Annotated in this window: 19 protein-coding genes; 11 read left to right on the forward strand and 8 right to left on the reverse strand. The window is 39.5% G+C overall.

The window, feature by feature from the left end; genetic code table 11:
- Positions 1-18: 18 nt before the first annotated feature.
- Together IGI38_RS22675 and IGI38_RS22680 are read right to left on the reverse strand one after the other, a co-directional pair.
- Positions 19-366, reverse strand: a complete 348-nt coding sequence (locus tag IGI38_RS22675) for a hypothetical protein (protein WP_438734188.1) — start codon at positions 364-366, stop codon at positions 19-21.
- Positions 356-1,786 (reverse strand): helix-turn-helix domain-containing protein, encoded by a 1,431-nt coding sequence (locus IGI38_RS22680; protein WP_438734190.1) that lies wholly within the window; start codon positions 1,784-1,786, stop codon positions 356-358. Before IGI38_RS22680 ends, IGI38_RS22675 begins: the two co-directional genes overlap by 11 nt.
- An 867-nt stretch (positions 1,787-2,653) precedes the next feature.
- Between IGI38_RS22680 and IGI38_RS22685 the strand changes: the two genes are divergently transcribed.
- Positions 2,654-3,496, forward strand: a complete 843-nt coding sequence (locus tag IGI38_RS22685; protein ID WP_438734191.1) for an aldo/keto reductase — start codon at positions 2,654-2,656, stop codon at positions 3,494-3,496.
- A gap of 588 nt (positions 3,497-4,084) precedes the next feature.
- Entirely contained in the window at positions 4,085-6,970 is a 2,886-nt protein-coding gene (locus tag IGI38_RS22690; RefSeq protein ID WP_438734193.1) for a VaFE repeat-containing surface-anchored protein, read from the forward strand.
- 226 nt (positions 6,971-7,196) lie between these two features.
- On the opposite strand, the gene IGI38_RS22695 is transcribed toward IGI38_RS22690, so the two are convergent.
- Genes IGI38_RS22695 through IGI38_RS22705 form a run of 3 tightly spaced genes read right to left on the reverse strand, consistent with a single transcriptional unit; the run spans position 7,197 to position 10,016 of the window.
- The gene (locus IGI38_RS22695) at positions 7,197-8,228 is read right to left on the reverse strand and encodes a zinc-binding alcohol dehydrogenase family protein (RefSeq protein WP_438734194.1); all 1,032 of its coding nucleotides are present in this window, start codon (positions 8,226-8,228) and stop codon (positions 7,197-7,199) included.
- Between the two features lie 26 nt (positions 8,229-8,254).
- Positions 8,255-8,911 (reverse strand): NAD(P)H-dependent oxidoreductase, encoded by a 657-nt coding sequence (locus IGI38_RS22700; protein ID WP_438734195.1) that lies wholly within the window; start codon positions 8,909-8,911, stop codon positions 8,255-8,257.
- Between the two features lie 13 nt (positions 8,912-8,924).
- On the reverse strand, positions 8,925-10,016 hold the full coding sequence (locus IGI38_RS22705) for an L-dopachrome tautomerase-related protein (RefSeq protein ID WP_438734196.1): 1,092 nt from the start codon (positions 10,014-10,016) through the stop codon (positions 8,925-8,927).
- 257 nt (positions 10,017-10,273) lie between these two features.
- Here IGI38_RS22705 and IGI38_RS22710 point away from each other — a divergent pair, with 257 nt between their 5' ends.
- Positions 10,274-10,642: a winged helix-turn-helix transcriptional regulator gene (locus tag IGI38_RS22710; RefSeq protein WP_438734198.1), complete on the forward strand. Its 369-nt coding sequence runs from the start codon at positions 10,274-10,276 to the stop codon at positions 10,640-10,642.
- Between the two features lie 62 nt (positions 10,643-10,704).
- Here the strand turns inward: IGI38_RS22710 and IGI38_RS22715 are convergent, their stop codons facing one another.
- Together IGI38_RS22715 and IGI38_RS22720 are read right to left on the reverse strand one after the other, a co-directional pair.
- The gene (locus IGI38_RS22715) at positions 10,705-11,670 is read right to left on the reverse strand and encodes a helix-turn-helix transcriptional regulator (protein WP_438734391.1); all 966 of its coding nucleotides are present in this window, start codon (positions 11,668-11,670) and stop codon (positions 10,705-10,707) included.
- 81 nt (positions 11,671-11,751) lie between these two features.
- On the reverse strand, positions 11,752-12,918 hold the full coding sequence (locus IGI38_RS22720; protein ID WP_438734199.1) for a CapA family protein: 1,167 nt from the start codon (positions 12,916-12,918) through the stop codon (positions 11,752-11,754).
- Between the two features lie 360 nt (positions 12,919-13,278).
- Between IGI38_RS22720 and IGI38_RS22725 the strand changes: the two genes are divergently transcribed.
- Genes IGI38_RS22725 through IGI38_RS22735 form a run of 3 tightly spaced genes read left to right on the forward strand, consistent with a single transcriptional unit; the run spans position 13,279 to position 17,027 of the window.
- Complete coding sequence (locus IGI38_RS22725) at positions 13,279-13,671, forward strand: YbaN family protein (RefSeq protein WP_438734201.1); 393 nt, start codon at positions 13,279-13,281, stop codon at positions 13,669-13,671.
- Complete coding sequence (locus tag IGI38_RS22730) at positions 13,664-15,391, forward strand: ABC transporter ATP-binding protein/permease (RefSeq protein WP_438734202.1); 1,728 nt, start codon at positions 13,664-13,666, stop codon at positions 15,389-15,391. The genes IGI38_RS22725 and IGI38_RS22730 overlap by 8 nt, the downstream gene beginning before the upstream one ends.
- The gene (locus tag IGI38_RS22735; RefSeq protein WP_438734203.1) at positions 15,384-17,027 is read left to right on the forward strand and encodes an amino acid ABC transporter ATP-binding/permease protein; all 1,644 of its coding nucleotides are present in this window, start codon (positions 15,384-15,386) and stop codon (positions 17,025-17,027) included. The genes IGI38_RS22730 and IGI38_RS22735 overlap by 8 nt, the downstream gene beginning before the upstream one ends.
- A 114-nt stretch (positions 17,028-17,141) precedes the next feature.
- Here the strand turns inward: IGI38_RS22735 and tnpA are convergent, their stop codons facing one another.
- Positions 17,142-17,612: an IS200/IS605 family transposase gene (gene tnpA / locus IGI38_RS22740; protein WP_438727688.1), complete on the reverse strand. Its 471-nt coding sequence runs from the start codon at positions 17,610-17,612 to the stop codon at positions 17,142-17,144.
- A gap of 255 nt (positions 17,613-17,867) precedes the next feature.
- On the opposite strand from tnpA, the gene IGI38_RS22745 reads away from it, so the two are divergent.
- The 5 genes from IGI38_RS22745 to IGI38_RS22765 all read left to right on the forward strand — a co-directional run bounded on the left by IGI38_RS22745 (position 17,868) and on the right by IGI38_RS22765 (position 22,252).
- Entirely contained in the window at positions 17,868-18,527 is a 660-nt protein-coding gene (locus IGI38_RS22745; protein ID WP_438734205.1) for a YoaK family protein, read from the forward strand.
- A 243-nt stretch (positions 18,528-18,770) separates the two neighbouring features.
- A complete protein-coding gene (gene wecB, locus IGI38_RS22750; RefSeq protein ID WP_438734207.1) occupies positions 18,771-19,904 on the forward strand; it encodes a non-hydrolyzing UDP-N-acetylglucosamine 2-epimerase in 1,134 nt (377 codons plus the stop codon).
- Between the two features lie 46 nt (positions 19,905-19,950).
- Positions 19,951-20,784, forward strand: coding sequence for a GGDEF domain-containing protein (locus IGI38_RS22755; RefSeq protein ID WP_438734208.1), 834 nt, complete (start codon positions 19,951-19,953; stop codon positions 20,782-20,784).
- Positions 20,785-20,798: 14 nt separating this feature from the next.
- On the forward strand, positions 20,799-20,939 hold the full coding sequence (locus tag IGI38_RS22760; RefSeq protein ID WP_438734209.1) for a hypothetical protein: 141 nt from the start codon (positions 20,799-20,801) through the stop codon (positions 20,937-20,939).
- Entirely contained in the window at positions 20,936-22,252 is a 1,317-nt protein-coding gene (locus IGI38_RS22765; RefSeq protein ID WP_438734210.1) for a glycosyltransferase family 2 protein, read from the forward strand. Before IGI38_RS22760 ends, IGI38_RS22765 begins: the two co-directional genes overlap by 4 nt.
- Positions 22,253-22,257: the final 5 nt, after the last annotated feature.

The raw sequence follows: 22,257 nt of genomic DNA on the forward strand, positions 1-22,257 counted from the left end.
TGTTATGCCTAAAGTAATTCAGTCACCAATACGTCTACTCCTATCGTTAACCTTTTCTCCATATAAACATCCTCCTGACATGCTTTCCAGTATCCTTCCTAATTCAGATGTTGCCTTTTTTGAGGACAATTCTGGTTGCTGCAATATTGTAGCTAATCTTTGTTCTATAGACATAAACTTCCTTTTTTGAACTAAAAAATTTGTGGTTTCTTTGGAATCGTTCTTAACAATTATTTCGTTTTCTTCACTTCCTATTTCAAAATCATACATTTGAAATTCATTATTTTTGCTTTCACTTGGAAAATAACTCACTTGATTCATTAAAAAAAACGGAATGATCATCCATGTAAAATATCTATCTTTCAATCTGTTTCTCCTTTATTTTGATTAACAAATCACCTAAATCTCTCCAATCATTCGAAGTTGGTGGTCTCTTCCAAATTAATTGTTCACAATTCAACTTATCCATTGCGCAATCTGTGAGAAACAATTTAGTATTGATACTAATTCTAGATTCATAAACTATATTCATAGACTGTAAAGATTGCAGCATCATTTTAATATAGTTGTTGTAGTTACTACCGTGAGAAAAATCAATACAAATATTTAAAGGAGCTTCAATTTTTTCCATCGGAATCTTAGTAACTAACAGAAACAAGTAATCATAGTATAATTTGTTTTTTTCTAAATCAGATTGGAATAAATCAATACTTTCAAGATCGACAATAAAGTCTTTGATAAAATTATCAATATTGGGATTGATTTCTTGGAAATAGTTAAAATCTCCCTTTATAACAAAGGATTGATTTCTAAAATGATATACGAGCCATTTCATGTGTATATTATTCAACTCATTCAATATGCTTTCATCTAGCAAATGAATTTTGAATGTTTTATAAAATAACGATGAAAATTTTTCTGTCAACCAAATAGCATCTTTGTACATGTCAAATTCCAAAAATTTCGAAATAAATATATTGTCATCTATCTCGAAATGACAAAACATAATAAAGTAAGATATCTCTTTTTTCAAAACATCTTCAGGCACCACATAAGTCGTTTGGATGATTTTTTTTAACCATTTTATAAAGTCGGTTTCGATACATTCAATATATGTATCGAATATAAAATGCCGATTTTGAAGACGAATCAACCAAATCCCAATAAAAATAGTCAACTTCAGTTCTTTTGTCTTTGGAATGTTTAGTGAATAATACGCTGAGAGTTGCTGCATTATTTTTACGATAGATTGATGGATTTTTTTGGGAAAGGGATTTCCAATTCCATTAAATAATTCATAATATGTGCTAAAAAAAATGCTACGTGCGTTTAATTCGTCACCTATGATTCTATTTTTTCTAATTGCTAAATTTTCATCTTTTAATATGGTTTTAAGAAGTCTATATTTTTCATAACTTACAGTTCGACTACTATGCAACACTTCTACTTGCTTTTTCATAGGCATCTCGTCTATAAAAAAATAATTCAGAATTCCAAGTAGCCCACATATTTCTACATACTTCAGCCTTAATTTTTTTACGACTATATAGTCAATGTTAAAACAAAATATTTCCCCAGTATTTTGTATAAAAATTTCAGATTTCTTCGATATCATTCGCAGATTTGTATTTATTTCTTCAATGTATACTTCTACTTTGTATGAGGAAATATCTAAAATTGTAGACAGCTCTGTTATTGTGCAATTATAATTTTTATGATCCTCTAAATACTTTATAATTATCCACTCGTATCGATATTTATCAGTCAACAGTTCATCCGATAACATTAAAAAGCTCCCCTCCTTTAGTAACTTTACACTATTTATTAATTTAATAGTTCATGTTTATAATCTATTTAATTCGTATTTTTTTTAATATCGAACAAATATATGGATTTCTAAAAACTAAATCAAAATTTAATGATATAAGTAACTATCCGATATACTAATTTAATTTAAAACACCCAATGTTTATCTTAATGTGTTAAATTGGACTCTTCGTTAAGAGTAAACTGACCTTAGATGGTCTCTTATATTCACATCCTAAAAGTGCTCTATTTTGGATTAAACTCCTAGATAGTACAGCAATCAAATCTCGTTATTTTACCTTTCAATGTCCAGAGTTCCTGTTGAGTAAATCCTTTCTCAGTCTAGACTGCTTCATTCTCTATCAATTTTTTATAGATGGTTTCCATTTTTTAAATGCTCATAAGACATCCTCCTTAAATCTATGATCATTTTTTGTTTACTTCCTTATTTTTAATATTTAAAAAGAAAGTTCTTGATCAAGTTATCCCCCGTATCCCTTAATCTAAAAAACATCTTATCATCTCAATAACTTATTTTCGGTTCATTTTTTTCATATACAACTGAAATAATCACCTTTATTAATTATCTTTTTAACATAAAACGTTTTCGTATTGAAAAAATGGATAATTATATTTTTCAATGCATTTAAAGATATCTACACTTCTAATTAAATTAATAGTGGGGGTTCTGCAATTCTTACCATATCTTTTTACAGATATATATAGGAAAAGAAGATAAATACAAACGGGTAGAAATAATGGCTGAACACCAGAGCAAAAATATTACGCAATTATCCGTCTAGCGTTATACTTTTAGATGTAACAACTATCTTAGGAGGTTTTCTTAATGAAACAGTTGAAATTGAACAATGGACAATCGATTCCTCAATTAGGTCTAGGTGTATTTAAAGTTCAAGATACCGATGATTTGAAACGTTCAGTGGCCGATGCGTTGAAAAGCGGCTATCGTCATTTTGATACAGCAACGATCTACCATAATGAAGCATGGCTTGGCGAGGCGCTTGCTGAGAGTGATGTAAAACGCGAAGATTTATTTATTACATCAAAAGTTTGGAACAGCAATACGACTTATGATGAAACAATCGCGGCTTTCCACGAATCATTAAAGAAATTACAAACGGATTACTTGGATCTTTACTTGATCCATTGGCCAAGTGAAGGCTACAACGAAAAATGGCGTGCAATGGAAAGTTTATACAATGATGGTCTGATCAAATCGATTGGGGTTTCAAATTTTGAACAATCCCACATCGAAAAATTAATGACCACAGCCAAAATCAAACCAGCCGTTGATCAACTTGAAACACATCCTTATTTCCAACAAAAAGAATTGCATGACTACTTGAAGAGTATGGACATCGCTCACGAAGCGTGGGGGCCCCTTGGCCAAGGGAAAAGCAATGTATTAGAAGACCCAACTTTAGCAAAAATCGCTGAAGCTCATAACAAATCAGTTGCTCAAGTCATTCTGCGTTGGCATTTACAACGCGACATCATCGTGATTCCAAAATCTGTTCACGCAGAACGAATCGCACAAAATATCGATGTTTTTGACTTTAACTTAACGGATGAAGAAATGAGCCTCATCGCCGCTATCGACAAGAACCAACGCGGTTCTGGCGATCCTAACGATGAAGAATTTTTGAAAAATTCATTGAGTAGAAAATAAGCATCCATCTATGACGACGCAGCCTATCCAGTTAGGTTGCGTTTTTTCTATGCAAAACATCCAATCCTTCCTTATACACGGGACAAAAAAATGCAATTTCCCAATAAAATTGGCACATTCTCTCCCAAATTAAGACTGAGAACACGAGCAACTAGCCAAATTGTTCTGAAAAATGACCAAAAACAATCGATTTTTGATTAACACTTTTCTAACCGTTATCTATCAACTAAAAAAACTCCTCATTAAAGAAATCAATCGTTCCAAAATTTATTATTTCCCCTTGCATCACTTTTGAAAACACACATAAAACAACGTTTGTACTTTTATTTTCTAGGACTAAAAATCAACTATCAACAGAACTATTCGACTTTTCATTCCCTCTTCAATAAAAGCTAGACGCTATTTAAGAAGTCAAAAAAAAGGAAAAACGCCAATAATTCTGGCATGGAGGATTTAATAAACAAACTATAATAAAGATAAGATATTGTTATTTTTATATCTGTAAAACAACTTATTCTTTTATTCACCACCACATAGTACTATCAAAATAATCCATTGATACATAGAGAGAGGAGTGTCTGCGGGGACATGAAAGAATTGATTTCAAAAAAGGAAGGAGAAATGGGAATGATGAAAAAGAAATTAAAAGCCAAAATAGTGAATAAACTTATGTTAATTTTAGCAGTATCCAGTTTTGTGACACAGCCGATTGCGGCCTTCGCAAATGATGGAACTACGGTTGAAAACGAGACAAGTGACGTCATAGAAACGGAAACGAGTACTGAACAAACAGAGACTGATGTACCGGTAGAAGAATACTTGGCTCAGAATCACTATGCTTTTGGTGACAATGGGAAACTAAAATCAACAAATGGCACAGAAGTTCGCGAGGACGTAAACGATGTGTTGGGTGTGCTTGAACAAGAATACGGTTATCGTACCTCTTCACTTACTAGAGGTGCAGGCGATGTCTATATTGATGCCGACTATCATATCAAATCGGTGAGCTGGGTTTATTCAAATGGCGAAGAAGGATCTCGCTGGTTTTCAAAACATGATAGCAGCGGCAATCGGTTATGGTGTATCGAACCAGGCGCTCCTCTTTATGCAGGAGAAAATACAGGTTTTTCACTTGGCGAGGATACTTCAGAAAAGCTTCAACGCGTTTCTTTAGCGGCTTACTTTGGCTATGAAAAGCAAAAATCAGTTGAAAATGCCTTTTACACGGAGAAGTATACACAGGAGTTAGCAACTGGAATCGGCATAAAATCAATTTCGGATACTGAAGGCAAAGTAAGTTTAGCTGGCTATAAGAGTTATAAGACAGAGGTTGAGAAAAAGATTCGTACGTTCTATACGAAACCAAGCTTCGCGGGGCAAAATATTAAAATCGATGTCGGCCAAACGATAACTCTAACAGATACGAATAATAGTCTTTCAGCATATAAGATCACTTCAAAACCAGCAGAAATGACTATTAAGCAATACGGGAATGTTTTAACAATCACTGCAAACGAAGCGACAAATGTCAGCAATCTTAATTTTGCCTTTGACATTGACAGTGATTATGTTGGGGCAACAGTAGTCTACAAACACAGCACACTGCAAAACGTTGTTAGCGGAAGGGTCTATAATCCGACACAATTCTCCTTAAACGCAGTCGTAGAACCGGATGTGAAAACAACAGCCACAGATGCGGAAGATGGGGATAAGGAACTATCGCCGGAAGAACAAGTAACCATCGTAGACAATGTAGAGTATAAAAACCTTTATACAGATGGTCGTGAATATACAGTTAAGGGCAAATTGATGGACAAAGAAACCGGCGAACCTTTACTAGTGGATGGGCAAGAAATTACCGCGGAGAAAACGTTTGTCCCAGAAAAGCCAGATGGAACAACACCATTGTCATTTACCTTCAATGCGTCTGCGCTAGCTGGAAAAACTGTGGTCGTGTTTGAAGATTTATTGACGGAGAATATTCAAGTTGCCACTCATAGCGACATTACTGATGAAGGACAAACGGTCACATTCGATAATCCAAAAATAGGAACGACAGCGACCAATCAGGTTGATGGCTCAAAATTAGTTGATCCTGAGAAAAAAGTCACGTTCGTGGATACTGTCGCTTATTCAGATTTGCAAATCGGTAAGAACTATAAGATCTCTGGCGTGCTGATGGATAAAGCTACCGGTGAACCGCTGCTCGTTGATGGAGAACCAGTAACTGCGGAAACAGCGTTCACACCAGAAGCAGCGGATGGAACAGTCGAAGTTGTTTTTGAATTTGACGCATCTTCTGTCGCAGGCGACTTGGTCGTTTTTGAGATGCTTGATCGCCAACACTCCATGGACGAGGAATACCGTTTTGTTACAGAACACAAGGATATTGAAGATGAAGGTCAAACGATCAAAGTAACTGATCCAAAAATCGGCACACAAGCAACGAATGCAAATGACGGAACACAAATCGCAGAGCCTTTGGAAGAGATCACAATTAATGATGAAGTCTCTTATGAAAACCTGATCGAAGGAAAAGTTTACACGGTGACTGGAACACTTATGGACAAATCAACTGGCGAACCTTTAATGATCGATAAGAAAAAAGTGACCGCTTCAACTACCTTCATCGCAGGCGCTGGCGAAGTTTCTAAAGAAGAAGCAGCAGATACTGACGGGATGCCGATAAATCTAGTCAGCGGAAAAGTAACTGTTGTCTTCACCTTCGCAGGAATCAATCTGCATAATAAGGAAGTCGTGGTCTTTGAATCACTCAAGCGAAACGACACAGAAGTTGCTGTTCATGCGGATATCAATGATGAAAAACAAACCATCACGTTTACCGAACCAAAAATCGGTACGAACGCAACGAATGCAAACGACGGAACGAAACTTTTCGATCCATTAGAAAAAGTAACACTAAATGATGAAGTCTCTTATGAGAATTTAGTTGAAGGACAAGTTTATACTGTCACTGGCGTTTTAATGGATAAGAAAACAGGACGTCCTTTATCCGCAGATGGCAAGAACATTACTGCTTCAGCGACCTTCATTGCAGGTGTTGGGGAAGTCTCAAAAGATAAGGCCAAGGATATCGTACATGATAAGAAAAATTTGGTCAGCGGCAAAGTGAATGTCGTCTTTACCTTTAACGGAGGAAATCTGCAAGGACGGGAAATCGTTGTCTTTGAATCCCTTCTGCGGGAAGAATTTGAAATTGCGGCCCATGCGGATATCAACGATGGCAAACAAACAGTGAAATTCAGTAATCCATTGATTCCATTTGCGGACAAAACGTCTTCTCATTCAACGAAAAACCTGCCTAGCTCAGGAACAAGTGCAGTTGGATCAAGTACAAGCTCAGCTAGTCTGCCTAAAACCGGCTCTAGTAAATCATGGTACATCATGGTTTCCGGCTTGATCTTAGTCGCATTTACCTCTGCTTTCTACTATCGTAGGAAAAAAATAAGCTAAGTAAAAGAATGCTTCAAATAAAAAGGAACTGTGACAAAAGTCTTGTCACAGTTCCTTTTTCCGAACAAACGGTGTGTCAGAAGCAGCTTCTTCTTCGCAAGCTACGCATACAGTTACTGCTAAGTTTCACTAAGCAGAGCTAGCATTCGGAAATAAGCCGAAATTTCTTGAAGCTGACCACTTCTGTCACAACCTATTTTTAGTTGCAACTATCTATCTTCTAAAGTTAAAAGTCTCCACTGACTACGACTTTTCCTAACATATGACCGGACTCGACATCCTTTGTGGCACGTTTTAAATTATCCGCATTGATGCCTGTGTCATAAATTTGACTGACGGTGGGAATCACAATTCCGGCATCTGCTAATTCCGCAATCGTTTTTAACGCCTTTCCTTGTGATTCCAATTCATAGCCAAAATCTGTCTTCGCAAACATGTATTCCCAATCAAAGGAAACCGATTTGTTTTTCCACTCGGCAAGTTCTAAGGGTTCTTTGATCCCGACGATTGTGCCTACATGACCAAATGGATTGACCATTGTTTTGATCGTATCAATATACTGCGTGATATCAAATAAAACAGCGATATAGTCAAATGTCTCCGTACCGATTTCTCTCAGCCGGGCTTTAAGGTCTTGATGATAATCAAGCGGATGATCCACCCCGACTTTTCTCAGCCACTCAAAGTTTTTAGGATTTGATGTAGCGAACACCTCTAATCCTGTCCATTTAGCCAACTGATTTAAGACCGATCCAACACCCCCGGCACCGTTTATCACTAAGATCGATTTCCCTTTGGCGGCATCCTTTTGAGGTACGATATTGAATTTATCAAATAGCAGTTCATACGCTGTCAATGAAGTCAGCGGCAATGAAGCGGCTTCTTCCTTCGTCAACTTTTCAGGCGCTAACGCAACGATTCGTTCATCAACTAATTGATACTCTTGGTTGCTGCCATGCCGTGTCGTTGTTCCCGCGTAAAAAACCTGATCTCCGACGTTAAACTTCTCCACTTCGTTTCCGATAGCGGCCACTTCGCCAACAGCATCAAAGCCAAGTACCCGTAGTGCATTACTCTTTCCTGAGGTTTGACGAAGCTTCGTATCTACTGGATTGACAGAAACAGCTTGGACCTTGATCAATAAATCCTTTCCGATAGCTTTTGGCTTTTCTTCCTTCGCATCAATAAAACTGTTGGGCTCATCAATTGGCAATCCTTCAAAAAAACCGACGGCATGCATCATTTCTTTTTCTGACATTATTCTCGTCCTCCTAAGATTTGATCTTACTGAATCACATGGTAAACATCGCTCAATTTTTGACGTTTCTTCTCTGGAACCGCTTGGTCTCGATAGCCAAAACCAGCCATATAAGAAACCCCGAATTCCTCTGGATCAACATAGCCTTTTTTCACTAAATACTGATCGACCGCTTCCTTATTGAACCCTTCGATCGGACAGCTGTCGATATCAAGATAGGCTGCGGTCGTCATCATATTAGCTAAAGCAATATAGGTTTGTTTCGCTGCCCAATCAAATAATTCACGGTCCGAGTGTAGATCAAAATCATTCTGCTGGAAATTATTGAAGAAGATCGTTTGCGGCGATTCTTCAGCATAGGGAACACCAAAGACATCTTCCACCATATGTTTTACATGTTCGCTATTTCCAGTGACATGTTTTCTAGCCAATACGATTAGAAAATGACTAGCACCATTCAAGCTGTTGCGTGCACCCCAAGCGATATCCTGCAGATCAGCTTTAACTTGTTGGCTCTCAACCAACAGAAACTTCCAAGGTTCATAGCCAAACGAACTAGGTGATAGCCGACCTGCTTCAATGATCGTCTCCCAATCTTCTGCAGAAATCTTTTTATTCTTATCAAATGCTTTCGTGGCAAAACGGCGTTTGTGCGTACTTAATATCTCTTCTCTTTTATTCATGTGATTCGCTCCCTTAGTCCTTTGATTTCGCTGGTTGCTTGCCGATAAAGATACGGAATAAGCTATACGGCTTTTCACGTAAGTCTTTACCATAATGAAACCCCGCTTGACGCTGCAGCTGATTGCTGTTGAAGTATAAGTATTCATCTGGACCGATCGATAAGGTGTCCGGCCATAAAATCCGTGGATCATGAGCGATGGTTTCCATCGTTCCGTCTGTATAAACTGCTCTGATACTATTATTTTCATAATCGCCGGCATAGATCGTACCGTCCCAAGCAGTAATCATTCCATCCGAAGCACCTTTTTCTCCCAAGTCCTTAACATAGGATTCCAAGGCATCATCCGCTACCTTTTGATCAAAAATCAGATCCGTCTCGATCGAATACAGATGTCGACTTGATAAGGGACTATAATAAAGCAGCTTGCCATCTGGTGATAAGGCAATCCCATCAGCCGCCACCTGCCATGGAGAAATATCCCCGTCAGCATCCCGATTCATCAGGATCTCCCCTTCGACTTTCGGCAGAAAATCAGGAGCAGCGGCTGTCGATGGCGCACCATCTAAAATACGGAAGGCGTTTCCGGTATCTAGCTCAACAACAATAATCGCGCCCGGTCCCGTGATCGATGAATCCGTAATATACGCCACACCTTCCTTGCCACGGCGAAGATCGATCCGCACATCATTTAAATAGGTCGAATCCAAGACAACCTCTTTACAAAAAGTGTACACACGACGAATCGTATTAGTCGCAAGATCCACAGCGACTAATTTTGCAGTGCCTTCGATCGGCACCTCGAAATTCGGTGCCGCCGTATCAAGTACCCACAACGTACCTGCGCCATCCGCCACAATGCTTTGGACACTTAAAAAGCTCGTTTCTGGATTGGCTGAATCAAACGTATTCGCCTGTTCGCTTGGGTAAGGAATTAGCTCTCCATCAACGATCTCAACAACCGTTGCTTGAACAGCATCCCCCCATTCAGGAAAATTGATAAACATTCTGCCAGTCTCGCTGACACTCACGCCCGTTGGCATTTCTCCATAAAACGCATGGACTTGTTCTAAATCACCAAAATATTTTTCTGTAGGTATCTTCATAATATTCCTCTTTCTTTTATCCTGCACTTAATAAACACCAGCTCTTATTCAAAAAAATTGGATAGCGACGCTTTGTACAGCTATCTTAAAACCTGTGTCTACAAATGTAAATTAGGGAATTTTTTTATACCTCCTCTTTTTTTTATTTTCCTTGTTCCCAATAAACGGAGATAAAATAATAGACGCCCGTTTTGGTCTATGTTAAAAAGAGAGTATAAAATTGAATGGCTGGTCTATTGATGCGAGGAGGTTCCTACATGGTTCGTAAAATTTATAATTGTGAAAAAGGTTGTTCTGTTGAGTCTACTCTTCAACTGATTTCTGGCAGATGGAAGAGTGTCTTGCTGTACCACCTTATTTTTGAAGGGGAGCATCGCTATAACGAGTTACAGAAAAAAATCCCCGGTATTACCCGCAGAATGCTGTCGCTGCAATTGAAAGACTTGGAAAGTGACGGTCTGATCGAACGGCAGGTTATTCAGGAGAAACCATTGATGGTCTCCTATCAGATCACCGACTATGGACGTTCATTGAAGCCGGTGATTCAAATGCTGCACCAATGGGGAAACGAGTTTAATCAATTAAACAGCGGAAGTTTAGAAGAAGAATGCTTGGTATGTGAGTAATCCCTTTTTTATGAATGAACAAAAAACAGCGGGTTGATTTTAATCAACACCGCTGTTTTCCATCACTTCTTCACTGGTCGAACATATTTCCAAAAACGTTCTGGATCATGATAAAAGTAGATGACCCGTCCAGGCGTGGTATCGTAGCTATAACCCGTTCCAGAAAAATCAAAATTCGCCATCGCTTCTTCTACCTCTTCTTCGACACTGCGATTTTCCTGTTCATAATCGAAAGGGCCGTGTTCAAAAACCAGATACTCTGCTTCAGGAACATCCAGCAGCATCATTTGCTCAGGGACTTCCCCTTGATATTCCGCCGGTAAGCGTACGCCATAGCATTCCGACCGCAGGAATCCCCAATCACAGAGCCGTCCCTCTGGATCACTGATATAAGCCATCGCCTGACCACTGCTGCTATCCGCTTTATTGCCTCCGTTATCGTCTAGCTTTCCTTTGATACTCGCCAGCAACCCGCTGATCGTATCGCAATCCTGCCCAGGAATCTGACTTTGTTTCTGCCAAAAATCCCAGTACCCATTACTCTCATTGTTTTTAATGTGTAAAAATTTGTGCGGGGGAATCGTAACAAAATACGTTTTGACATCTTTAGTTGATTTCACCATACCAATCTCTCCTAATCCTAAAAAGTAGCGGTCAAAAGGGTTGATTTTTGTACGAAGTACGACCGGCTTCGGTTGTTTTCGATACTCGCTAGGCGCTACACCATACATTCGTTTGAATGCACGAGTAAAGGCTTCATGTGAGGAAAAGCCATAATCGAAGGCGATATCCAAGAAACTCTTCTCATTGTCGCGAACTTCTTTCAAAGCAAAGGCTAACTTCCGCTGACGCAAATAATCGCGAAATGGCATGCCGGAGATTTCTTTGAATTTTCGCGTCGTATAAAATTCGGAATAGCCCATCTTACGAGATAATCTCCGTAATGTCAGAGCTTCATCATTATAGCCTTCAATACATCGATCGATTTCATCGACGATCTGCTGGATTTGTTTCTGCCACTCATACATTCTACTCACCCCGTTTCGACTACCCTGAATTTATTATAGGAGTCCTAAAAAAGTCCTGCTTGATCTGACTTGCTCTCTTAGTTAATAAACGAGTTTTACTTTATCATTCATGATCTGTTTCGTCCGTTCAATGAAGTAGCCTCGTGATAAATCTTGCCCTTGGTTAACATGGATCATGTGCTGCTCAGCCAATTCATCTGTATAATCTTTCAGCGCATAGGTTTTATAGGTCTGGTAATTATCGCCGATATACGTGATCGTCGGCCAAAATTCAACCTGCTCAAATTTGAAATCTTTTTTCTTCTTATCATAATCGATCGTCCAGCGTCCCATGCCGCCTAACATCCGATCATTTTCTGCTTGTGAGGAAATGAAGTTACCCAAAGAATACATCACCAACGTTTGATTGCCCGACTCACCCGTCAGATAATCCATTGGCTGGATAACATGGGGATGCCCGCCGACGATCACATCCACGCCGGTATCACTTAAAAGCTGCGCCAACTGTGTTTGATTGTCATTCGGAACGAATTGATACTCTTCGCCCCAATGCATACTGACGATTTGGATATCACTCTGCTCATTTAATTCCTGCATGTCTTTCTTTATCTGTTCTTCATCGATCAAATTAACCAAATAATCTTTTCCTTCCGGTAGCGGAATACCATTCAACCCAAAGGTATAAGACATCAAGCCAACGTTGACCCCTTTGATCTTTTTAACATGGAGTCGTTTGTCCTCAGGTGATTTTTGTGAACCGGTCACAGCAATATCTGGATACTTCTCCAAATATTCTAACTGTCTAACGATCCCATCTTCTCCTTTATCCATCGTATGATTACTAGCCGCGGACAGCCAATTGTAGCCTGAATTGTGTAAGGAATCTAATACTTGTGTCGGTCCATTAAACATCGGATAACCCGATAGACCTAATTCCTCCCCCGCACAAATTGTTTCTAGATTCATGTAGGAAATATCCCGATCTTCATTCAGATACTTCGTGGGTTCATACATCTCATCGAATCGATAGGTTCCATCCGGCTGTCTCAAATGTTCATAAATGAAATCATGAATCAAATTATCTCCCACTGCCGAAAATTCCAGCTTCACTGGAGAATCACTTTTAGCATTTGATGTCTCTACAGTTGTCTTTGAAGAGTTGCTCTTCGCGCTTTTTTCTGATTCTTTTCCCCCGCACCCGCTGAGAAATAAGAGAATGATTACGCTCACTTTCAAAAAATTCTTCACAATCTAACCCCTTTTCGCTAACACAGTAACAAACAATTGGCTTATCCATCGTTTCAAAATTTCTTCTCTATAAGATATCTTACGGCACTTTAGCTGAGATAGGAATAGTTATTTTAAACGTTTTTTTTAATAAATATTCTGAAAAAAGGATTATTAAAAAGTACTTTTTTACTTGCGACTCTCACAACACCATAACTCATCTTCGTTTTCTCAATAAGCGATTGACTATTCTCAAAAAGAACAATAGTTTTTTTATTTTCGAATAAAAGAAATCGCATAAGAGATTGATAATCATTTTCATTTAGCATAAGATTAGCTGGTAAGCTCTTTCTTTTATTTTTATTATTGGAGGTCATACATGTGAAAAAGATCATTTATTTTTCCCTTGGTGCCATCACGTTTGCACTAGGGACTTTAGGGATTTTTCTGCCCTTTTTACCAACAACTGTATTCTATTTGCTGACAGGTTTTTTCTGGCTGCGCAGTTCTGATAAATATTACAACAAATTTATTCGCTCTTCTTTCTATCAACGCACGGTGGAGGAACCCCTCGTTAAAAAGAAGATCACCAATGCTGGAATGGTGAAAATGTTTCTGATGATCTTAGTGGTCTTTCTGATTCCCGGACTCTTAGTCGATAACACACCGATGCGGATTTGCCTAGGGATCGTCTACATTGCTCATGTAATTGGTTTGACCTGGTATCTACGCGGAAAAAAAGCTGCTGTGAAGGCTGGGGAATCAAATGATTGATCGTCGGTTATTTGCGATCGCTAAAAAGAAGACCCTAGTCTTACAAGTTCTGATCCGTTGTATCAGTCTAGGTTTATCTCTGTACATTTGGCGGACAATAGCTTTCTTATTGAGTCATCTAATCCAAGGAGTCTACCTTAATCTTAGTCTGCCTTTTGGTTTGATTCTTCTGGCACTCTTAGGAAAACTGCTGCTTATTCGTCTATCTGCTCATCTGACAGATTCTGCTTCAGCAGAATTGCGGGTTGCATTACGTTCAAAGGTGATGGAAAAAGCTTTTCGGTTAGGAAACACTTCTCGACAATTACCCGCCACGACTTTGGCTCAGCTTTCTGGTGATGGGATTGAACAGTTGGAAATGTACTATGCTCATTTCTTACCTCAGCTTTTTTATTGTCTGCTTGCCGCGCTGATTCTATTTGCCTATCTAGTTTCTCTAGCATGGCAGCCGGCTGTTGCTATGCTGATTTGTGTCCCCTTCATCCCCCTTACCATCATGGCAGTGATGAAAATCGCTAAGCGGATCTTAAGCAAATATTGGGATCAATACACGAATCTCGGTTCTCGCTTCCATGAAAGCTTGAGTGCCTTGAGTGTCTTGAAGGCTTACGATCAGGATGAAGCCAAACAGCAAGAGTTAGCGGCCGATGCGCAAAAATTTCGCAAAGCAACCATGAGCTTACTGTCAATGCAGCTAAATTCGATTACGATCATGGATATTTTTTCCTATAGCGGTGCCGCACTAGGAATCGGACTTGCATTGATTGCTTTTCAACAGCAGCAGTTGACTGTCTACGGCGTACTGATTTTTATATTGGTCGGCGCGGAATTTTTCTTGCCGATGCGTCAACTAGGTTCTCTCTTCCATGTGGCGATGAACGGAATCAGCTCATGCGGCAAGATTTTTGACTATCTGGACATCCCAGAAAAAGCAGATGGGGCTATTAACGTGTGGCAGGAATCCTTGAATAGGATCACTATTGATTCGCTGGATTTCACTTACGAAAATCAGCAAACTCTAGCGATTCAAAATGTTTCGATGCAATTGAAAAAGGGAACGTTTACCGCCTTTGTTGGAAAATCCGGCTCTGGCAAAAGCACCCTTGCGCAACTATTGTTGAATCAACTAGATGACTATCAAGGGCGAATTTTCTGGAATCAAACCGATTTAAAAGAATTGAGCAGATCGACTGTATTGGATAAGGGGATTTTAGTGAATACGAAGGATTTTCTATATGCTGAAAGCATTCGTAAAAACCTCTTACTCGCTCATCCTCAATTGAGCGATCAGGAACTCTGGCACTTGTTAGATCAAGTAAAATTATCATCCTTTGTAAAACAATTGCCTGAACAACTAGATACTATTCTAGAAGAGGATGGCAAAAATCTATCTGGCGGCCAACGTCAACGACTGATTTTGGCACGCGCCTTAGCTGCCTCAGCGGAGCTCTATATTTTCGATGAGATTACTTCAGGCGTAGATATCGAAAGTGAAGAAATCATTTTAAATACACTCAAGGGTTTGGCAAAACAAGCGATCGTGATCTTCGTTTCTCATCGGTTATATAATGTCCTAGATGCCGACCAAATCTATGTTTTTAAAGATGGCGCAATCGTTGAAGCCGGCACACCGCAGGAGTTGGAACAGACTTCGGACTATTTTAATGCTTATTTTATAGAAGAAACACAACAATTGAAGGGAGCGATAGAAAATGAGTGATCGTCTTTTGATTCGTTGGCTGCTCTCCTTCACGCAGCCCTTTAAAGGAAAAATGGCGCTGGCGATTTTTTTAGGAATCCTCAGTAATCTGGCCGTCGTTGCGATTCCCGTGACCAGCACAATTACCCTGCTTCGCTTGATCAACGACGATGCCGTGAATCTTCCGCTGATTTTGGCCTTACTGATTAGTTGCGGAATCATCCGAGGCGTCGCGCGTTATTTGGAACAATATCAAAATCATGATATTGCCTTTTCTTTGCTGGCCCATATTCGTGAACAGATTTTCTCTGCTTTAAGAAGCATCGGTCCAGCCCGACTGACTGGTAAAAATAGCGGTGAACTGATCACTTCGATCTCGACGGATGTAGAGGCCTTGGAAGTCTTTTTCGCTCATACGATTTCACCAGTGTTTATCGCTCTAGGCACGACACTTGTGACGGTTGTTTTTCTGGCACAATATGATTTAGGTTTGGCCTTTGCCTTATTCGCTGGACAAATCCTAATAGGCGCTATTATTCCTTTCGTCAGTTATCGCAGAAATCTGCAAATCGGTGACGATTACAAGTCTGCTTTTGTGCAGGTCAGTCAGACAATCATGGAAAACGCGAATAGCCTAAAAGACATTGCACAGTTCCACTTGGAAAAAACACGACTGGATAAGTTGAAGACTGACAGTACTGTACTGAATCATGAAAATCGCCGTCGGATATTTCAGGGAAACACATTGCAACTTCTAAGTGAATTAGTTGTTATCGGAACGACGCTCTGTGTATTTTACCTCGGCAGCAGTCGCGGACTTTCAGTTGAAACGATCGTGATTTCAGTAGTACTAAGTCTAAGCTCGTTCGGTCCCGTTTTGGCATTAGGCAATTTAGGCAATGCGCTGCTAACGACCTTCTCTAGCGGGCGTCGCTTGTATCAATTGGTCCACGAAGAGCCCTTCGTAACATTTAAAGAACATACGGAAACGATCGCGGCAGTCGAAACACTCCAAGCCGAAAAGCTTTCCTTCAGTTACCCCAATACGGATAAAGCGGTATTGGAAAAAATCTCTTTTGAATTGCAAAAAGGCCAAAGTCTCGGGATCAGCGGAGAAAGCGGCAGCGGAAAAAGTACCTTGTTAAAACTTTTGATGCGTTACTGGGACCCTGATAATGGACGATTGATGATCAATGAGCTTCCGCTTTCTTCATTAAGGGAAGAAACCCTTCATCATTTAGAAGGTGTCATGGAACAATCGACCTTTCTGTTCGAAGACACGATCGCTAACAATATTTCTTTGAAACGCCCAGAGGTATCGAAAAGCGACATCGAAGAAGCGGCTAAAGCGGCTGCTATCCACGACTGGATTCTCTCCCTTCCTGAAGGATACGAAACACAGCTCAGCAAATTGTCTCGCAACATTTCTGATGGTGAACGGCAACGGATCGGCTTGGCTCGCCTACTCGTCTATGACGCACCTTTGATCTTGCTGGACGAGCCGACAAGTAATCTCGACTACGTAAACGAGCAGGCGATTCTTACCGCCTTCAAAGAAAAATTGCAGGATAAAACGATGGTCCTTGTTTCCCACCGCAACAGTACATTAAAGATTGCAGAAAAACAGCTCCATTTAGAAAATGGCGAACTTAAGTAACCCATCCACCCGTGAAAACGGGTGGCTTTTTAACACCTCTAGAAGAGGTCCCCGCTCACATACTCCATAAATGGAGCTTTCTAAAAGACCGCCAACCGCTCGTCGCTCGCTACTTTATTTCTTTTTCTTACTCTTGAACGGATCAACGTATTCTCGTTTACTTATACTATCTCGAATACGATCATCTGATTCCTGTTCTCGTATATATTTTGCGATTGTTTTCTGATTCAAACCCACTGTACTTACGTAATACCCTTTTGACCAGAAACTTTTATTCCCATATTTATAGACTAAGTTTCCATGCTGTTCATGGATCAGTGTCGCACTTCTCCCTTTTAAAAATCCCATGAAGTAGGAAATGCTTATTTTGGGTGGAATTCTTACTAACATATGAATATGATCTGGTATTGCATGAGCTTCGATGATTTCTACTTCTTTCATTTCACAGAGCTTGCGCAAAATCCTTCCGATATCCTTTCTCAATTCTCCATAGATTACTTTCCTTCTATATTTTGGAGTGAACACGATGTGGTACTTACAATTCCATCTTGTATGTGATAAACTTTTGTCGTCATTTGATGACATGAAAAAAACTCCTTTCGATAAAATGAGCGGTTGGTAGCCACTTATTAGTATATCGAAAGGAGTTTTAACGCTAAAGCTTTTTCGTCCACGCGTAGAAACGCGCGGTTTTTTTTGTTTCACTCGCTACCGCGAGCGAAACTGACTGAAGTCGTTAATAACGACAAAGGCTAGGAGCTGCTGCTCCTAGTCCTTTTTTATTTTAAAAAAACTTCTTTTGGCGTACACTTCTGATGAAGAAAAAAGAGGTGCAAAACAATGGAAGAAAATGTTCATGAACGGCTGGAGTTCGGAATGGCGTTGGCTGCTACAGCTGGCGGATTGGATGCTTATACTTATTTGGTTCACGGGGAAGTTTTTGCGGGACTGCAAACAGGAAATTTCATATTACTCGGGGTGCATTTAGGTCAAGGCCACTGGGGTGCACTGATTCACTACTTGATCCCAATCATCGCTTTTGCATTAGGCGCATTATTGACCCGCTACCTGCAAACAACGATCAGTCAAAATCAGCCGCTATGGTTTTTAGCGTTTGAAATCATTTTGCTTTTGAGCGTGGGGATCTTTTCCCCCTATTTGCCAAATCTGTTAACTAATGCGCTGTTATCTATCGCGGCCGCGACACAATTGCAGGAGTTCCAGAAGTTGAAGGGGAAGCCTTTTACTTCATTGATGATGACAGGGAATCTGCGAAATCTTTCAACCTATTTCTTTGAAGGCTACATTAAGCACGACGCGAGCAAGCAATCAGCCTTCAAGGATACACTTATTATTTTGAGCAGCTTTATTATAGGTGCCTTGTTAAACGGTTTTTTTTCTACTTATTTCAATCAGCGAACGATCTTTTTTAGTTTGATTTTTTTGCTGATCGCTGGTTTTTTAATCGTTAAAAACGATTTAGATACACGTGGAGGCTAAACTCTTTCCACGTGTTTTTTTGTCGTTCACTCGTTTGATTATCCTAACTCTTTTTCATAAAATCCATTACGTTTCTTTGCAACTATTAATATAAATATACTTATATTTTTATATAGTAATCAATCGTTAATTTAATAAACAGTATATTAATTTTAAATAAACACCTTAGATGGTATACTGATTTAGATTTTGCGATAACTGCTATTATTTATAATTTATTTTAAATTTCTGAGGAGAAATACAATGAGAAAAAAAGTCTTTTTAGTTTTCGGAACGCGACCGGAAGCCATCAAAATGGCTCCCTTAGCAAAAAAACTACTTTCGGATGAACGTTTTGAAACTAAAGTGTTAGTTACCGGCCAACATAGAGAAATGCTCGATCAAGTATTGCGTTCTTTCTCAATTGTCCCTGACTATGATCTGAATATCATGCATCAAGGACAAACATTAGGAGAAATCACTAGTCGAGTATTGGAAAAACTTACGGCCATTCTTATAAAGGACAGACCTGACATCTTGCTGGTTCATGGCGACACTACCACTACCTTCTCAGCAGCTCTGAGTGCCTTTTACCAACAAATTGCAATCGGACATGTCGAAGCGGGGTTACGGACTTGGGATAAATACGCACCCTTCCCAGAAGAAATGAATCGTCAGCTAACAGATGATCTAACGGATTTATATTTTGCACCGACAAACAAAAGCAAAGAAAATTTGCTCAAAGAGAATCATTCTGAAACACATATTTATGTCACTGGAAATACGGCGATCGATGCCATGAAAAATACCCTGGACGAAAACTATAAAATTCCTGAAAACATTTCAAAAAACAAAAAAAGAATCGTCTTAGTAACGATGCATCGTCGCGAAAATTTGGGTGAACCTATGTCTAACGTTTTTAAGGCTATCAAGAAAGCTGCGAAGGACTATCAAGATACACAATTTATTTTCCCAATGCACAAAAATCCAATCGTTCGAAAAACCGCTCAGGAACTATTAGGCTCATTAATGAATATTTCTTTGATTGAACCGTTAGACGTGGTTGATTTCCATAATTATGCCAAACAAAGTTATTTGATTCTAACAGACTCAGGCGGTGTTCAGGAGGAAGCCCCTTCCTTGGGAGTTCCAGTATTAGTTCTGCGCGATCAGACAGAACGACCAGAAGGCGTTGCTGCAGGCACATTGCGCTTGGTCGGAACAGATACCCAAACAGTTTACACAACCATCAAAGAACTGTTTAAGGATTCTTCGGCCTATGAAAAAATGGCAAAAGCTGACAACCCCTATGGTGATGGAAAAGCCAGTGAACGAATAATAGAAGCGATCGCTCATTATTATCACCTAGCCGATCGGCCAAGTGACTTCAGTCAATAAGGAGACAATAAAATGAAATATTTCCGACAAATTTTGAATGAGAAAGATGGCGATCGTATTAGCTGCCATCTTTCTCATTCAAAATTTGATTTTAGACGACCGTTTTGGTCCTATTCTTGTGGTGACTATTTCCCTATTAGCCTTTTTAGGATTACTCGTAGGTTTTTTAGGCAATACGATTACTGTCGCCGTTTTTTCTATGATGGTCATGACCACTGGAATTTATCTGCTGTATTACACACCTATTATTATGCCGAGACTAGAGAAAATCTATCTGATCGTTGTCATCCCGATCTTTGCGGTTTTAGGACTCATTACGAAGAACAGTGTTTTATTTAATCAGCGAATAAACAGCTTTCAACCTAGAATGCGTCAATACCTAACGACTTTGGATGAAACCACTGGTCTATATAATAGAGGAGAATTCGAAACCCGCTACGAAAAATTCAAGTGTGCAATGAATTTGTATCAAAAAATTGGCCGTGGACTAATTGTCTCCTTCTACACCGTTGATTATATTGAGCAGTTGAAATATCAAAATGATCAAGCGACCGATCACTTATTGCAGGAATTGGCACAAGAATTGAATGATATTCGTTTGCCTGAGGAAGATCAATTTTATTTGGGTGATGGAACGTTTGTCGTCATGTCGCCTATTTATCAATCGGGAGACAGCTTGGCATTTATTCAAGAATTAAACAAGATTACCAAGACACAATTCTCCCTTTTTCCATTTAAAAACTTTGAACATTCACAAAATACGGTCATCCGTTTTGGCGAAATCACTATTGAAGGCTCGACAGAGATGACTGCGGAACAAGTGATCAGTCGAGTGCGGCGACGTTCTGAGGCAGATTTGACTGATGAGTATATTTTATAGAGAGGAGAATAGGTATGGATCAGCTTCTCATCTATTTTTTTGAGGCAAGTAAGATCGTTACTGGGATATTCTTGATAGCAGCTGTGGTTTTATTCTTTTGTCTGCTGGTAATTAAGGATCGGATTTGGCGCTATTTTAGGAGGCGGGACTATTGATTAGTACTATTTTATTGATATTCGGTATTGTCTCTATTTGGTTTTCGCTTCTGATTACACTTGTTATCCTATTTGGTGCCGTCTATTTTTTACTTACAAATATTCGTCCGCCAAAAAATCATTTAGACCCGCTTTCCGACTATCCGCTTGTCACGATCGTGGTTCCGGCCCACAACGAAGAAATCGTTATTCAAGATACCGTAAAAGCAATCTTAAATATGAACTACCCGCGAGAAAAAATGGAAATCCTAGTATTTGCCGATAACTGTGATGATGCTACTTACGCGCGAGTTCACACGATCCTGCAACAACCGGAATATGAGGGCTATTATTTAACAAAAGTAATCGATCGCAGAGGAACTGGCGGAAAGGCCGGAGTACTAAACGATTCGTTGAAAATTGCTCACGGAGATTATTTATGTGTGTATGATGCGGATGCGATGCCTGAACAAAATGCGCTTTACTTTTTAATGCAAAGAGCTTTGGAAGACCCTGAACGTTACGGGGCGGTTTTCGGAAGAAACAAAACACGAAATTATAAACGGAATTTTTTAACTCGCTGTATCAATCTGGAAATCGTCACCAGCCAGCGAATCATCCATACAGGAATGTGGCAGCTGTTTAAAATTGGTCAGATTCCCGGGACCAACTTCATTATTCAAACTAAACTAATTCGCGAATTAGGCGGTTGGGACAATGGCGCGTTGACTGAAGATACTGCATTAAGTTTTAAAATCATGAAACATAAAAAGCTGATCGCATTGGCATCCCGCGCTGAAGCGTTTCAACAAGAACCCGAAACCCTGTCTGTGTATTATCGGCAACGAAAACGCTGGGCCAAAGGAAATTATGAGGTAATCGTCAATAACTTGAAGGACTTTCTAGGCGGTTCAAATTGGCGGATTCGCTTGCAAAGCATTTATTATTTCAACACTTTTTTTTGGTTCACCAGTGCGATTATTTTATCGAATATTATGTTTGTCGCCAATTTGATTGCGATGATCCTGCACACTTGGTTTCCAGCTATTGATGTCATTTTTACCTTTGGCGGAAGTAACCGGCAGATTGGTGCCCTGCTGCTAGTGAACTGGGCGTTGATGTTCGCCATTTACTTATTGCAGATCCAGCTGGCATTATCTAGTCAATTTGGTCAGGCAACTACCGCCAATTTCTTTTATGCCATTGCATCATATTTTACCTATTCTTTGCTGTTCATAGGCATCTCCATCGTGGCCCTCTTTTCTTATATTGGCGATAAAGTCTTTCGTCGGGACAGCAGCAAATGGTATAAAACACAACGTTTTGACGATTAGGAGGC

Source organism: Enterococcus sp. AZ128 (genome assembly GCF_051714485.1).
Classification (GTDB): domain Bacteria; phylum Bacillota; class Bacilli; order Lactobacillales; family Enterococcaceae; genus Enterococcus_A.